This is a genomic window from Planomonospora parontospora (assembly GCA_014647935.1).
Taxonomy (GTDB): domain Bacteria; phylum Actinomycetota; class Actinomycetes; order Streptosporangiales; family Streptosporangiaceae; genus Planomonospora; species Planomonospora parontospora.
The window spans coordinates 480,228-495,522 of record BMQD01000003.1 but is presented as its reverse complement, the minus strand read 5'-3'; the positions used below and the strand labels follow the sequence as shown (position 1 = coordinate 495,522).

At 70.3% G+C, this 15,295-nt stretch carries 11 protein-coding genes; 8 read left to right on the top strand and 3 right to left on the bottom strand.

Features of this window, described 5'->3' with window-relative positions; genetic code table 11:
* The 3 genes from IEZ07_RS07610 to IEZ07_RS07600 form a co-directional block, all read left to right on the top strand.
* The coding region (locus tag IEZ07_RS07610) for a biotin/lipoyl-containing protein (RefSeq protein ID WP_301549307.1) at positions 1-605 on the top strand (605 nt) is incomplete at its 5' end.
* Positions 606-873: 268 nt separating this feature from the next.
* Entirely contained in the window at positions 874-2,271 is a 1,398-nt protein-coding gene (locus IEZ07_RS07605; RefSeq protein WP_191894085.1) for a hypothetical protein, read from the top strand.
* 357 nt (positions 2,272-2,628) lie between these two features.
* Complete coding sequence (locus IEZ07_RS07600) at positions 2,629-5,007, top strand: serine/threonine-protein kinase (protein ID WP_191894084.1); 2,379 nt, start codon at positions 2,629-2,631, stop codon at positions 5,005-5,007.
* Positions 5,008-5,027: 20 nt separating this feature from the next.
* Here IEZ07_RS07600 and IEZ07_RS07595 read toward each other — a convergent pair whose 3' ends face one another.
* The 3 genes from IEZ07_RS07595 to IEZ07_RS07585 form a co-directional block, all read right to left on the bottom strand.
* Positions 5,028-6,032 carry a LacI family DNA-binding transcriptional regulator gene (locus IEZ07_RS07595; protein ID WP_068896746.1) on the bottom strand — a complete coding sequence of 335 codons (1,005 nt, stop codon included), beginning with the start codon at positions 6,030-6,032 and terminating at the stop codon, positions 5,028-5,030.
* A gap of 94 nt (positions 6,033-6,126) precedes the next feature.
* Positions 6,127-8,982, bottom strand: coding sequence for a glycoside hydrolase family 3 protein (locus tag IEZ07_RS07590; protein WP_191894083.1), 2,856 nt, complete (start codon positions 8,980-8,982; stop codon positions 6,127-6,129).
* A gap of 234 nt (positions 8,983-9,216) precedes the next feature.
* Positions 9,217-10,434 carry an ROK family transcriptional regulator gene (locus IEZ07_RS07585; RefSeq protein ID WP_191894082.1) on the bottom strand — a complete coding sequence of 406 codons (1,218 nt, stop codon included), beginning with the start codon at positions 10,432-10,434 and terminating at the stop codon, positions 9,217-9,219.
* A 217-nt stretch (positions 10,435-10,651) separates the two neighbouring features.
* On the opposite strand from IEZ07_RS07585, the gene IEZ07_RS07580 reads away from it, so the two are divergent.
* The 5 genes from IEZ07_RS07580 (at position 10,652) to IEZ07_RS07560 (ending at position 15,177) form a co-directional block, all read left to right on the top strand.
* A complete protein-coding gene (locus tag IEZ07_RS07580) occupies positions 10,652-12,346 on the top strand; it encodes an extracellular solute-binding protein (RefSeq protein ID WP_191894081.1) in 1,695 nt (564 codons plus the stop codon).
* A complete protein-coding gene (locus IEZ07_RS07575; protein WP_239319520.1) occupies positions 12,339-13,373 on the top strand; it encodes an ABC transporter permease in 1,035 nt (344 codons plus the stop codon). The genes IEZ07_RS07580 and IEZ07_RS07575 overlap by 8 nt, the downstream gene beginning before the upstream one ends.
* Positions 13,370-14,269, top strand: a complete 900-nt coding sequence (locus IEZ07_RS07570; protein ID WP_191894080.1) for a carbohydrate ABC transporter permease — start codon at positions 13,370-13,372, stop codon at positions 14,267-14,269. The genes IEZ07_RS07575 and IEZ07_RS07570 overlap by 4 nt, the downstream gene beginning before the upstream one ends.
* 267 nt (positions 14,270-14,536) lie before the next feature.
* A complete protein-coding gene (locus IEZ07_RS07565; RefSeq protein ID WP_191894079.1) occupies positions 14,537-14,770 on the top strand; it encodes a type II toxin-antitoxin system VapB family antitoxin in 234 nt (77 codons plus the stop codon).
* Positions 14,767-15,177, top strand: a complete 411-nt coding sequence (locus IEZ07_RS07560) for a PIN domain nuclease (protein ID WP_191894078.1) — start codon at positions 14,767-14,769, stop codon at positions 15,175-15,177. The genes IEZ07_RS07565 and IEZ07_RS07560 overlap by 4 nt, the downstream gene beginning before the upstream one ends.
* Positions 15,178-15,295: the final 118 nt, after the last annotated feature.

Here is a 15,295-nt window from a genome sequence, read left to right as displayed (position 1 = left end):
GCGCCACGCGGGAGCAGGCGCTGCAGCGCGCCCGCCGGGCGCTGGCGGAGTTCGAGATCGACGGTATGCCGACCGTGCTGCCGTTCCACCGGGCGGTGGTGGAGGACCCGGCGTTCGCCCCGGCGGGGGATGAGCCGTTCGCGGTGCACACGCGGTGGATCGAGACCGAGTTCGACAACACCATCGCGCCGTACGCCGGGGAGAGCGGCGTCTCGGAGGAGGCGGACGGGCGGGAGCGGATCACGGTCGAGGTGGGCGGCAAGCGGCTGGAGGTCGTGCTCCCGGCCGGGCTGGGCCTGCCCGCTACGGGAGCGGGCCGTGCTTCCTCGGCCGCGCCGCCGCGGCGGCGCGGGAGCGGTGGCGGTGCGACGAAGAAGGCCGTCGGCGGGGACGCGCTGGTGAGTCCGATGCAGGGGACGATCGTGAAGGTGGTGGCGGCCGACGGTGACGTGGTCGCGGCCGGGGACACGATCGTGGTGCTGGAGGCGATGAAGATGGAGCAGCCGCTGACCGCGCACAAGGCGGGCACGGTGACCGGGCTGGGCGCGCAGGTGGGGCAGACGGTGACCTCCGGCGCGGTGCTCTGCGACATCAAGGACGCCTGACCCGGATCACCGTGCGGGCGGGCCGTCCGGCCGGGTTGAGCCGGTCAGGCGGTCCGCTCGCGCCGCTGGGTGGGCCTCGTGCGGCCCATCGGGCGCCGCCCCCGCTGCTCAGCTTGCCCACGCCGCGGAGCGAACCTCGGATCCTCGGATGTTCTGCACGGATGTCCCGCCTCCGCACCCGATCCCGGGATGAAGGGGATACGGTCGGGTAGTAGGGAACTCCGATGTCCGCTCATTCGTCCTTAAGGGACGAAGGAGGCAATCTGCCGTGACCACCACAAAGTTCGCGCCAGGTCGTCTCGGTGCCGCGATCGCCGCGATGTTCGCCGGGCTCCTGGCCATCCTCATGACCGCCCCGCCGGCTCACGCGGCGGTGCCCGACCCCGACACGATCGTCTCGGCGTGGGCCCAGGACCCCCTCTATGTGGAGTCCGGCTCGTCCCTCACCGGGAGCCAGCAGTCCGCCATCCGCGACTCCGTCAAGGGAGCCAACCCGCCGATCTACGTGGCCGCCCTGCCCAACGGCACGATAACCGGCAATCCGGCCGCGCTGTTCTCGGATCTGGGCGCCCAGCTCAGGTCGAGCGGCACGGAGAAGGCGACCATCGCCCTAATCGACGGCAACTCCCTGTTCGCCGCGTCCACCTCCCTGCGTAAGAACATGGCCGGACGGATCGCCACCGCCGCTGCCGCGAGCAACGACGACGTCGTCAGCGGAATGCAGGACTTCGTCGCCCGGGTGAAGCTCGCCGAATCCGGCGACACCAGGGGTGCCCTGCGCGTGGACGGCTCCAGCAGCTCCGAGGGCTCCTCCAGCGGAGGCGGCGGCTCCGGCGCGGGCGTGCTGGTCGGCATCCTGGTGCTGGCCCTGGCGGGCGGTGGAGGCCTCTTCCTCTACTCCCGCAAGAAGAAGAAGGAGCGCGAAGCTCGCGAGGCCGCTGAGCTGGCCGCCGTCAAGCAGACCGTGGACGAGGACGTCACCAAGTTCGGCGAGGAGATCACCGCGCTGGACATGGACGTCAAGATGCTCGCAGACGGCGGTGACCACCAGGACGACTGGGCGCGCGCGCTCGACTCCTACGAGCGGGCCAAGGTGGAGCTCGAGGCGGTCAAGCGCCCCGACGAGCTGCGCGGCGTGACCACCGCGCTGGAGGAGGGCCGCTACGCCCTCGCCTGCGTGAAGGCCCGCGTCAACCACCTGCCGCTCCCCGAGCGGCGCTCGCCGTGCTTCTTCAACCCGCAGCACGGCCCCTCGGTCCGCGACGTGCGCTGGGCCCCGCCCGGCGGCGCGGTGCGCGACGTCCCGGCCTGCGCGGCCGACGCCGAGGCCATCGAGCGCGGCTTCGAGCCGCAGACCCGAGAGGTCATGGTCAACGGCCAGCGCCGCCCCTACTACGACGCGGGCCCGGCCTACCAGCCCTACGCCTACGGCTACTACGGCGGCTTCGGTGACGTGATGAGCGGCATGCTCGTCGGCACGATGCTCGGCAGCATGATGGGCGGCTGGGGCATGGGCGGCTACGGCATGGGCTACGGCGCCGGCTACCAGGAGGGCGTCTCCGACGCAGGCGGTGACTGGGGTGGCGGAGGCGGCGACTTCGGTGGCGGCGGCGACTGGGGCGGTGGTGACTTCGGTGGCGGCGACTTCGGCGGCGGCGACTGGTAGTCGCGGCTGAGAGCCGAGGACGGTCGCGTCCCCCTGGGGGGCGCGCGACGGCCGAGAGCCGATCACTCCGGACCTCGACCACCCCGAGCGCGGCGAGGCCGCGCGGACTCTTCCCGCACATTCGGACCCGCATCTGGAGCCGAGGGAAGGCCCGCGCGGCCTTTCGCCTATTACGGCCGCTTCATTAATAGTCATGACGGACAGCCGAGAATTCGCATAAATTCTGCCGTCACCGCTGGATATGGCGGGACGATGCGTGGTTGTGACAGGGTGATGATCAGACTCTTGTGACCATTACCGTCCACCGTGCCGGGTGTCAGCGAAGTCCGGCCCGTGCGACGGGTGAGGAGGCTGACGGTGCCCGATCCCAACCGGCTGAGCGCGAGCGACCCGCAGCAGATCGGTGCATACCGTCTGGTGGGTGTGCTGGGCGAGGGCGGTCAGGGCACGGTCTACCTCGGCCAGACCTCCTCGGGACGGCGGGTCGCGGTCAAGGTGCTGCACACCCGGATGGCCGCCGAGGCCTCCGTCCGGGAGCGGTTCGAGCGGGAGGCCGCCCTGGCTCGCCGGGTCGCGGTGTTCTGCACCGCCCAGGTGCTGGAGGCCGGCGTCAGCGACGGGCGACCCTACCTGGTCAGCGAGTACGTCCCCGGACCGTCGTTGCAGCAACTGGTCGCAGGCGAGGGACCCCGCACCGGCAGCGGGCTGGAGCGCCTGGCCGTCGCCACGGCGACCGCGCTGGCCGCCATCCACCGGGTGGGGATCGTGCACCGGGACTTCAAACCCGCCAATGTGATCATGGGTCCGGAGGGGCCGGTGGTCATCGACTTCGGCATCGCCCGCATCCTGGAGGCCGGTGTCACCAGCTCGGCACTGGTGGGCAGCCCCGGCTACATGGCCCCCGAGCAGCTCGCCGACCAGCCCGCCGGACCGGCCGCCGACATGTTCGCCTGGGCCTCCACCATGGTCTATGCCGCGACCGGGCATGCCGCGTTCGCCGGACATCATCCGGCGGCGGTGATGAACGCCGTCATGAGCGGTGAGCCGGATCTGAACGGGGTGCCGCGCGGGTTGTGGTCGCTGCTCTCGGCGTGCCTGGCCAAGGACCCCGGTGCCCGGCCGACAGCCGACCAGGTGTTGGCCACGCTGACCGGTCACGGAGCCCTTCCCGGCTCGTACGGGGGGAACGGTTCTCAGGGAAACCATGCCGCACCTGGACCGTATTCCGGGATGGCGGCCGCGCCCAACACGTCCAGTCGTGATCGTGCTCCTGTCAACCGGAACCCTTATGCACCCGCTCGCATCGACCCCGACGATGTGACCAGATACGGCGTCGCCGGGGACCAGGGTTCTCAGGTATCCGCACCATCAGATCCTTCCCGCGCCGGTGTCCATCCGTTTCCTCAGCAGTCAGATCAGATAATGGAATCGGATGCGAATCCGAACAACGGAGGATCTCCCAGCCCTGAGCGACACAGCCCTTCAGCCTCCAACATCGGGCAGGGCAATCGGGTGGCGACTGCGCCTTCCGAATGGTCAGCGGGGGCTCTGGCTCTGCCCACGGCATCCATACGCCGCCGGACTCCGATCCTCGTAGCAGCCACGGCAGCAGCGGTCACTATCGGCGTCATCGCCGGGGTCGTGCTCTACTCAATCACGTCCCCCACAGACACGAGTTCTTCGCCCACAGAGGCCGCCGCTGCATCAACCGCGCCGCCCGTTGCACCGCCCGACCCGGCTCCTGCCTCCACAGAGCTGACCGGTCCAGTTCTTCCGACCGATGTGGCTCTCCCCGACAAGCCCGTGACCGGTCACATCGACTCCGTCACCGCAGTGGCAGTGGCACAGCTGGAGGGCCGTCCAGTCATTGTCTCTGGCAGTTCCGACCTGACTGTCCGAATGTGGGACCTGTCCACAGGAAAACAGATCAGCGAACCGCTCACCGGCCACAGCAAGTCAATCTCCGCGGTGGCGGTGGCGCAACTGAACGGCCGTCCGATCATCATCTCCGGCAGCTGGGACAACACCATCCGAATGTGGGACCCCACCACAGGAAAGCAGATCGGCGAATCACTCACCGGCCACACGGGTTGGGTCTATTCGATGGCGGTGACACAACTGGACAGCCGTCCGATCATTGTCTCCGCCGGTTCTGACAACACCATGCGTGTATGGGACATCACCACCGGAAAACAGATCGGTGATCCGTACACCATCAATGGATACGGCAATACTGCCCTGGTGGCGGTAGCACAGATCGATGGGCGACCTGTCGCCGTCTCCGGCGGTGGAGACACAGTTCAGGTATGGGATCTAGCCACGGGCAGACAGATCGGGCAAGCATTCGAGAATCCCCGTAGAGCCAAATCGCTGGCGGTGGCGCAACTGGACGGCCGACCGGTGATCATCTCCGGCGAAGAGAAATTCGTACGCGTCTGGGATCTCACTTCGGGGACCCAAATTGGTCAGCCGTTCACCGGTCACACCTTCGATGTGATCGGAGTAGCAAGAACACAAATCGATGGACGCCCGGTCATCGTCTCCGCCAGCTGGGACAGGACCGTGCGCGTCTGGGACCCGGTCACCGGAGAGCAGGTCGGCAAGTCCTTCGCCCACCCGCATGAGGTCAATTCGATGGTGGTGGCCCGGCTGGGTGACCGGCCCATCGTCGTGTCCGGTGGCTACGACAAGGCCATCCGGGTGTGGGACCTGACCTCGCTCACCAAAGGCGGATGATCCGGGCCGGGCCGTACCGCTCAGGTGCTGGCGCGGACCGTAAGGCGCGGAGCGAGCAGGGTGCCGTCCGGTACGGCGCGGCCCTCCAGCTTGTCCATCAGCAACCGCACGGCCTCCCGGCCGACGTCCTCGGCCGGGATGAGCACCGAGGTCAGGGCCGGGCTGGAGCGTTCCGCTATGTCGTCGGGGCAGATGGCGACCACCGCGACGTCCTCCGGGACCCGCCTGCCGTGCTGGCGCAGCGCCCCGAGCACGTGGTTGACCGCGGCCTCGTTGTGCACGACCAGCCCCGTCAGGCCGGGCCGTTCCTCCAGCAGCCCGCCCACCGCGTCCGACACCTGGTCGAAGGTCTCCTCGCAGGGCAGCGCGATCCCGGTCACGCCGTGGGCCGCGGCGGCCTCGGTGAAGCCCTCCCGCGTCCGGCAGGCGTAGCCGGTGCCCCGGTCGTAGACCACGGCGGGCGCACCGAGCAGCGCGACCTCCCGGTGGCCGCGGGCCGCCAGGTGCTGCACGCACAGCGTCCCGGCCCGGGCGAAGTCGAGGTCCACACAGGTCAGCCCGGTGGTGTCGGCGGGGAAGCCGATGAGCACGCTCGGCTCGGCCAGCTCGCGCAGGAGCGGCACCCGGGTGTCGTGCAGCTCCACGTCCATGAGCACCAGCCCGTCCACCAGCGCGCTGGCGGCGGCCCGGCGCAGCCCGTCGGGTCCCTCGTCGGCGGTGAGCAGCAGCACGTCGTGGTCGTAGCGCCGGGCGGCGGTCACCACCGACGTGGCGAACTGCATCAGCACCGGGACGTGCATCCCGGCCCGGAGCGGCAGCACCAGCGCGATCACGTTCGCCCGTCTGCTGGCCAGCGCCCTGGCTCCGGCGTTGGGGTGGTAGCCGAGCGTCCGCACGCTGTCGAGCACGCGCCTGCGCGTGTCGGCGGAGATCGCGCGCTTCCCGCTGAGCACGTACGAGACCGTGCTCACCGCCACCCCGGCGTGCCTGGCGACCTCCGTGATCGTCACCGCTCTGCCGCTCATCCGCTCCACGCCCCCTCGCCCGGCGGCTCGGAGTCCGCATCCGTGAACATCCCGCGCCCGTCGACCCACCCGCCCCGCCCTCCCGCCCGTCCGCTCATCTGTTCTCGGCGGAACCGAAGGCCAGGCGGGAGACGGTGATACCGGCATTCTCGAACACCACGTACAGATCGTGCACGCCCCGGGCCCCCTCGAGTCCTCCGACGACCCTCGACAGCTCGTGGCGGCCGGCCCGCGGGACGGGCACGGCGCCGAGGGCGGGGCCGTACAGGGGGTCGCCGAGGCGCAGGGTGACCACGCCGCCCTCGGTGCTGGTGGCCTCGATCGCGCAGGCGGCGGCCCCGCTCCCGAAGTCGACCCCGCGGAAGAGGATCCAGGCGCCCTCGGCCGTGGAGCGTACGGCGTCGCCGGAGACCCGGGAGGCGTCGGTGAACGCCACCGCGTCGTACTCGTCGTGGTCCACCGCCGGGATCGGCGCGGCGAGGGCGTCGCGGGGCGGGATGTGCTCACCGGCGACGTGGACCGTCGCGCAGAGGCGGATGTCGCGGGCCGAGCGGCCCACCATGATCTTGTGGGACGCGTCCTCGACCGCGAACCGGTTCCTGGTCACGTCCCAGAAGGCCAGGTCGGCGACATCGAGGGTCCAGCGGACCACGGTGCTCTCGCCGGGCTCCAGCCGGAGCTTGGCGAAGTTCCGCAGGCGGCGCAGCGGCTGCTTGACGCGGGAGCGCTGCTGGTGGGTGTAGAGCTGGACGACCTCCGTGCCGGGCCGGGGGCCGGTGTTGGCGACCGTCGCCGAGACCGTGATCCGCCCGTCCGCGACCTCGGCGGTCAGGTCGCGGTGGTCGAAGTCGGTGTAGGACAGGCCGTGGCCGAAGGGGTAGAGCGGGGTGCCCCGGTAGTACTGGTAGGTGGCGTCGGCGGCGATGATGTCGTAGTCGAGCAGGTCGGGCAGCTCGCACGCCGAGCGGTACCACGTCTGGGTGAGGCGCCCCTCGGGGTCGGCGTCGCCGAAGAGCACCTCGGCCAGCGCGTGGCCGTACTCCTGGCCGCCGTGCGAGGACCACAGCACCGCGGGCAGGTCCCGCTCCGACCAGGTCATCGGGTAGCCGCTGCTGATCACCATGACGGTCCTCGGGTTGGCCGCGCGCACCGCCGCCACCACGGCCTCCTGCGCCGCCGGGAGCGCCAGGTCGAGGCGGTCCTCGGTCTCGCGCCCGTTGACCAGCGGGTGGTCGCCGACCACGACGACCGCGACGTCCGCGGCGGCGGCCAGCGCGGCGGCGCTCTCGGCCCCGCTGACGACCGTCTCCGCGGTCAGCCAGACGGCCGCGTCGGCGTCGTCCACCAGCCGCAGGACCGCGCCGTCCGGCAGCGCGGCGGACGCCGTACCGTCCGGCACCGCGGCGCCCGGACCCGTGCCCGGGTCGGCGGCCAGCCCGACGTAGCGGCCGGTGGAGATGTGCCGGAGCACCAGCGTGCCGCGCGGCCGGTCCTCCAGCCGGAAGGTCTGGCGCACCTCCCAGCCGTTGGGTCCCGGCTGGTCGTTGACCAGCGTGCCGGAGTCGTCCACCGAGACGTACCGGCCGGTCGCCGCGGCCCGCAGGGCGTAGGACCCGCCGCCCCAGTCGAACAGGTCGAACAGGCCCTCGGCCGTGCCCGCCTCCGCGGTGAGCCCGAGCGGCCCGCCGCCGGGGTCGGCGACGACGTGCCCGCTCTCGGCGGTCAGCGTGATCCGGTCCACCGCCTCGCAGAACACCGTCTCGCACCGCTCGGCGAGCCCGGCGCGGGCGGTGACGGCGTACGGCAGCGTGCCGGAGTACCAGTCCTCCATGAGGGTGTCGCCGAGCTGGCCGATGACGGCGATCTTCGTGACCCCGGCCAGCGGGAGGATGCCGTCGTTCTCCAGGAGCACGATCGAGCGGCGGGCCGCCTCGCGGGCCAGCACCTGGTGCTCGGGGCAGTTGACGACGGCCTCGGTCACGTCGTCGTACGGCGTGGCGGGGTCGAACTCGCCGAGCCGGAACCGGATGGAAAGCGCATGCCTGACGGCCGCGTCGATGTCCGCCTCGGTGAGCAGGCCCCGCTCCAGCGCGTCGCGGATGTGCCCGAGGACGGCCTCGGTGCGCTCGTCGTCCTGGGTGAAGCTGTCGAGCCCGGCCTTGATCGCGTGCGCGTAGGCCTCGGCGGGGTCGTCGTGGTAGGCCTGCAGGCCGGTGAGGTTGCCGGGGGCGTAGGCGTCGCTGACCACCAGGACGTCGTCCGGGGCCCAGGTGCGCAGCACGTCGTTGATCAGCGGGCTGAGGTGCGCCGGGCGGCCGTTGACCAGGTTGTAGGAGGGCATCACGGCCACCGCCGCGCCGCTCTCCAGTGCGGGCCGGTAGGCGGGCAGCTCGTACTCGTGGAGCACCCGGGGCGGCAGGTCGCTGGAGGTGGTGCAGCGGTCGGTCTCGTTGTTGTAGCCGAGGAAGTGCTTGAGCGTCGGCGCCGTCTTCAGCACCCTGGGGTCGCTCCCGCGGAGGCCGGAGGCGTACGCCACCGCCATCACGCCGGTCAGCCACGGGTCCTCGGAGTAGCCCTCCTCGTTCCGCCCCCAGCGGGGGTCGCGCAGCGGGTTGACCACCGGCGCCCACACGTTCCGCCCCGCCCCCGCCGGGTCCTTGTGGTGGAAGGCCAGGACCTCGTCGGACGTCGCCTCGCCGACCCGCCGGACCAGCTCGGGGTCCCAGGTGCTGGCCAGCCCGACCGCCTGCGGGAAGACGGTGGCCGGGCCGAGCCAGGCCAGGCCGTGCAGGGCCTCGGTGCCGGTGCGGAACGGGCCCACGCCCAGCCGCTCGACCGGGGCCTGGTACTGGTGCAGCAGGGCGACCTTCTCCGCCAGGCTCAGCCTGCCCTGCAGGTCGGCGATGCGGTCGGCGAGCGGGAGCTCGGGGTCGCGGAACGGTTCGTTCATCGGGGGGACCATCCCTCTGGTGAGCGTCGAAGCGCTTCGACAACGGGGCGAGAAAACGCGCCTCTGTCGAAGCGCTTCGATATTCGGTCCAGGAAAACTCCGCCCGTTACACGAATGTTTCGAGCAGAGTTTCCCTGAAGGGTGCCTGTCCGTGAGATCCAGGTCAAGACCTGCGGAGAAAATCACGGATCATTCTTCGGTTCCGGATCACCCCGGAACGCCCCCGCACCGAGGTCAGGAGACCCGGGGCAGCCGGCCGGAGTCCACCGAGTCGAGCACCCGGGCCGCGCCGCCCAGCGCCGCCGCGTCGTAGCCGAGGGTCGAGGCCACCACCCGGCAGCCGCCGCCCTCGGGCGCGATCGTACGGCCGCGCGCCTCGTCCTCCACCGCGGGCAGCAGCCAGGGCGCCAGCGGCACGTAGTAGCCGCCCAGGATGACCACCTCGGGGTTGAGCAGGTTGGCCACCACCGCCACGCCCTTGCCGAGCTGCCGCCCGACCTCCGCCAGCAGGCCGAGGGTCCGGGCGTCGCCGGCCCGGGCCAGCCGCGCCACCTCGTCGAGCTCGATCTCGACCTCCGCGGGCGAGAGCGGGACGTGCCGGAGCACCGCGCCGATCCCGGCGACGGCCTCCAGGCAGCCGGCCCGCCCGCACCGGCACTCGGCGCCGAGCGGGTCGAGCTGGATGTGGCCGATCTCGCCGCCGTAGCCCCGGCCGCCCCGGCGGATGCGGCCGTCCAGGATGATCCCGGCGCCGACCCCGATCTCGCCGGTGAGGTAGACCAGGTTGGCGGTCCCCGCCTGCGAGCCGAAGCGGTGCTCGGCCAGGGCGGCCAGGTTGGCGTCGTTCTCGACCTGGACGGCGAAGCCGGGGTCGCGCAGCGCCTTGGCCAGGTCTCCGGCCAGGTCGGCGTCGCGCCAGCCGAGGTTGGGCGCGATGAGCACCGTGCCGTCCGTGCCGACCAGGCCGGGCACGCCCACGGTCAGGCCGAGGACCTGGCGCTCCTGCTTGGCCATCCGGCTCACCACCCGGCGGACGATCGCCGCGACGGCCGCCACGGCCTGGCCGGTCGAGCCGTCAGTGCCGGGAAGCGGGCCGGAGAAGGAGCGCCGCCACGACAGCAGCCGCTCCCCCGCCAGGTCCACCGCCACCGCGGTGACGTAGTCGACATTGACCTCGACGCCGATCGCGGCATACGGCGAGCCGTCGAGCACGAGCATCGTGGCCGGGCGCCCGACGCGGTTCTCGGTCAGCCCGGTCTCGCGCACCAGGCGGCGGTCGATCAGGTCGGCGACCAGGCTCGACACGGTCGCCTTGTTGAGGCCCGTGGAAGCCGCGATGTCCGCCCGCGAGCACGGCGCGTGCTCGCGCACGAACCGCAGCACCACGGCGAGGTTGGTGGCCCGGACATCGGCGAAGTCGGCCGGCTGCGGATTCGTCGTAGATGTGATCAAGGTCCGTCCCGTCCCGATCGGCCCGGGCTCCGTCTTGCGAACGGCCCCCGGCTGGCCCCATCATGCCTCACCCGCCCCGAGGACCGCGATCGTCGGCCCCTTGTGGCGAGAGTGCCCCTCGACTAATTTGTTTGGTCAAAAGACGAACTAACTCTATCTCGGACCCATCCTCTTAGGACAACCCCCGCCCGTCCATGGACAACGAAGGGAACGCGCCGTGAAAACTCCCCCCGAGGGCGCGACGACCAGCCGCCGGGGCTTCCTCGGCCTGGTGGGACTCAGCGCGGTCGCCGCCGCGAGCGGCGGCCTGCTCAGCGCCTGCTCCACGCCGAGCGGCCCCCGGCCGGGCAGCGGAGGCGCCACGGCGGCCGCCGCCGACAAGCTGACCTCCCTCACCCCCACCTATACCGCGTTCCCGGGCGTCAAGCCGGACCTCCCGGGCACCGTCTCCAACCTGCCCGGCGTGCCGGACGTCAGCGGCGGTTTCACCACCTACCCCGCCAGCCCCGTCCAGGCGCTCACCCAGAAGGCGGGCAAGGGCGGGACCTACACCGCGATGACCCCGCTGTGGGGCCCGCTCCCGCCCGGCCTGGAGGACAACTCCTACTTCCAGGCCGCCAACGCCGACATCGGCGCGACCGTGCAGTTCCAGATCACCGACGGCACCGTCTACGCCGACAAGGCCATCGCCCGCCTCGCCTCCGGCGACCTGCCGGACATCATGGTCATCCCGAGCTGGGAGATCGAGAAGATGGCGGACTTCAACACCGCCGTCGACAAGGCCTTCGAGGATCTCACCCCCTACCTCCAGGGCGACAAGGTCAAGCCGTACCCGCTGCTGGCCAACCTGCCGACCGCCGCCTGGCAGTGGTCGGTCTGGAACAACAAGCTGATGGCGGTGCCGTTCCCCACCGAGCCGTACCCCTTCGCGCTGCTGTACCGCAAGGACATCTTCGACAAGAACGGCTGGAACACCAACCCGAAGACCGCCGATGAGCTCTTCGAGCTCGGCAAGGAGATCACCGACCCGAAGGCCAAGCGCTGGGCGTTCGGCAGCATCCACGAGATGATGTGGCCCACCTTCCGCATCCCGCAGGAGTGGCGCTACGAGGGCGGCAAGCTCGTGCACAAGTACGAGACGCCGGAGTTCGAGCTGATGCTCGCCTTCATGCAGAAGGTCTTCAAGGAGGAGCTGGTCCACCCCGAGGTCGTCAGCAGCAAGGGCGCCAACGAGAAGGACCTCATGGCCTCCGGGCAGATCCTGATCTACCGGGACGGGCTGGGCGGCTGGAAGGAACTGCTCCAGCAGCACCGGGCCAAGAACCCCGACTTCGCCATGAACGCCTTCCCGGTCTTCGCCCACGACGGCGGCACGCCGATGATGTACCACGGCAACGCGGCGGGCATCTTCACCTTCGTCAAGAAGGGCCTGCCCAAGGAGAAGGTCGAGGAGATCCTCTCCGTCCTCAACTGGTGCGCGGCGCCGTTCGGGACCAAGGAGTACGAGCTGTCCAACTTCGGCGTGGAGGGCGAGCACTTCAAGCGGGGCGACAACGGCATCCCCGAGCTCACCGACCTGGGCCGCAAGGAGGTCGCCTACACCTACGGCTTCCTCGGCGGACGCCCGCTCTACGTCGACTGGCCCTACCCCGACGCGGTCAAGCTCAACGTGGAGTGGCAGAACGCCAGCTTCCCCCACCTGGAGAAGGCCCCGTTCGACGGGATCCGGGTCCAGCGGCCCTCGAGGATGTCCGGTCTGCAGGTGCCGACCGAGGACAAGTTCACCGACATCATGCGCGGACGCCGCCCCGTCAGCGACGCCAAGCAGATCGTCGCGGAGTGGCAGCGGGACGGCGGCAACGAGGCCCGCGACTTCTACATGAAGGTCCTGCAGGACAACGGCCGTGCTTAGAGACACCGTGAACACCGGGCCGGCGGGTGACCTGACCTCACCCGCCGGCACCGGCGCTCCCGCAAAGGGCAGCAAGACCGGGAGAAAGAAAACGGACAAGCCCACCGGAACCGCGCGTCCGTCGCTGGGCGCCCGGCTCCGGCGGGACTGGCAGCTGCTGCTGATGACGATCCCGGCGATCGGCCTGCTGCTGGTCTTCCACTACGTGCCGCTGCTCGGCAACGTCATCGCCTTCCAGGACTACTCGCCCTACGTCGGCATCGCCGACAGCCCCTGGGTGGGCCTGTCCAACTTCCAGTGGCTGCTGCTGGACGAGAGCTTCTGGGACGCCACGCTCAACACCCTGTCGATCACCGTCTTCCAGCTGGTCTTCTACTTCCCCATCCCGATCATGCTGGCCATCCTGCTCGACAGCGTGGTCCGGCCCCGCCTGCGCCTGTTCATCCAGGGCATCGTCTACATGCCGCACTTCTTCTCCTGGGTGCTGGTGGTCACGCTCTTCCAGCAGATGTTCGGCGGCGCCGGGCTGATCTCGCAGACCCTGCGGGAGAACGGCCGGCGAGGCATCGACATCATGACCGATCCGGACACGTTCATCGCGCTGGTGACGGCCGAGACGGTCTGGAAGGACGCAGGCTGGGGAACGATCATCTTCCTGGCCGCGCTGGCCGCCATCAACCAGAACCTCTACGAGGCGGCGGCGGTGGACGGCGCGGGCCGGTGGCGGCGGATGTGGCACATCACGCTGCCGGGCCTGCGACCGGTCATCATCCTGCTGCTGATCCTGCGGCTGGGCGAGGCGCTGAACGTCGGCTTCGAGCAGTTCTTCCTCCAGCGCGACGCCGTCGGCCGGGACGCCGCCGAGGTGCTCGACACCTTCGTGTACTGGCGCACGCTGCTGACCGGGGAGTGGAGCTACGGCGCCGCCGCGGGCCTGGTGAAGGGCCTGGTGGGCCTCATCCTCATCCTGGTGGCGAACAAGGTCGCCCACCGGTTCGGCGAGCAGGGAATCTACAAGAAATCATGACGACCACACCCGCCTGGGCCGAGCGGCCCACCCGCGTCGGGGCCCTCCTCAAGGGGGCCGTCCTCACGCTCATCGCGCTCTCCGTGCTCTTCCCGATCTACATGGTCGTGCTGACCAGCCTCTCCACCCAGGAGACGGTCACCCGGGCCGGCGGGCTGGTCACCGTACCGGGGGAACTCTCCTTCGCCGCCTACGCCGAACTCTTCGACGGCGGCGTGGTGACCCGGTCGGTCCTGGTCAGCCTCGGCGTGACCGGGGTCGGCACGGCGATCAGCCTGAGCGTCACGGTGCTGGCCGCCTACGGCCTCTCCCGGCCCGGCTCGCTGCTGCACCGGCCGATGCTCTTCCTCGTCCTGCTGACGTTCCTGTTCGGCCCGGGCATGATCCCCAGCTACCTGCTGATCAGCTCGCTGGGGCTCACCGACTCGTACTGGGCGCTGATCCTGCCCGGCGCGGTGACCGCCTTCAACCTCGTGGTCATGCGGGCCTTCTTCATGAACATCCCGGAGGAGGTGTCCGACAGCGCGCGCATCGACGGCGCGAGCGAGTTCCGCATCCTGTGGCGGATCGTGCTGCCCATGTCGAAGGGGGTCGTCGCGGTCATCGGCCTGTTCTACGCGGTCGGCTACTGGAACTCCTTCTTCAACGCCGTGCTCTACCTCAACGACAGCGCCAAGTGGCCGCTCCAGGTGGTCCTGCGGCAGTACGTCCTGCAGGGGCAGGCGCTGGTCGTCGGCCAGAGCAGCACCGCCACGATCGCCGGGCAGAGCCTCCCGCCCAGCCTGGCCATCCAGATGGCCATCGTGGTGGTCGCGCTGCTCCCCGTGCTGTTCGTCTACCCCTTCGTCCAGAAGCACTTCACCAAGGGCGTCCTCATCGGCGCCGTCAAGGGCTGACCCTCCCCGGCCGCCCGGCGCCGCCCTCCTCCCCGGCGCCGGGCCGTGCCGTACGCCCCGGTGCGCGGCCGTACGGCATGCGGTTCCCGGAGAGAACGGTCACGCCGCACGGGGCAGAACGGTCACGCCGCACGGGGCACCTGGACCAAGAAGTACAGCGGCGCGTACTCGCCTTCCTCTGGCATCCTCGCCTTCGCTGGTTTCCCTTCCTGTCGCTGATGCCTATGTACAATATGTTTGTATGTGACCAACATCAGGAGGGAAAGCATGACCGTCACCCAGATCGACATCGACGACGAGGCCCTCGCCGAGGCCATGCGCATGCTCGGCACCACCACGAAAAAGGACACCGTGAACGCGGCCCTGCGGGAATACGTCGCCCGCGTCAAGCGCATCGAGGCGCTGGAGAAGCTCTCCGCCCGAGCGGCACGCGGGGAGTTCGACGAGGCCGTCACCGCCCACGAGAAGGCCAAGCAGGCGCGCAAGGACGCCTTCTCTTGACGGGCTACCTCATCGACGCCTCAGCGCTGTGGCACCTGTTCCGCACACCGGAGACGCAGGAGGCATGGGCGGATCGGATCACTTCCAGAGCGCTGAGCATCTGCGAGCCCACCCGGACGGAGTTCCTCTACTCCGCGACCGGCCCCGACCACCGGGACGAGTTGGAGACCGAGCTCAACGACCTCTGCCGACTCGCCGCCGTTCCCGAGAACGCGTGGCGCTGGGTCGAGCAGGCACAGTACAAACTCACCCTGAAGGGGCAACATCGCTCAGCGGGAGCGATCGACCTCCTGCTCTGCGCCACCGCCGTCCACCACGGGCTCACCCTGCTGCACGTCGACAACGACTTCGTCACGGTCTCCGCGGTCATGACCGAGCTCCGGCAACGAGACCTCCGTATCCCCTGATCCTCCGCTCCCGTCACCCCGGATCGGGCCGGAACCCGCCCACCGGGTGGAGCCTCGCCGCCGGTTCCGGGCCCGACGGCGGGCCGTACGAGGTCCGGTCGCACCCGCCCCGTACGGC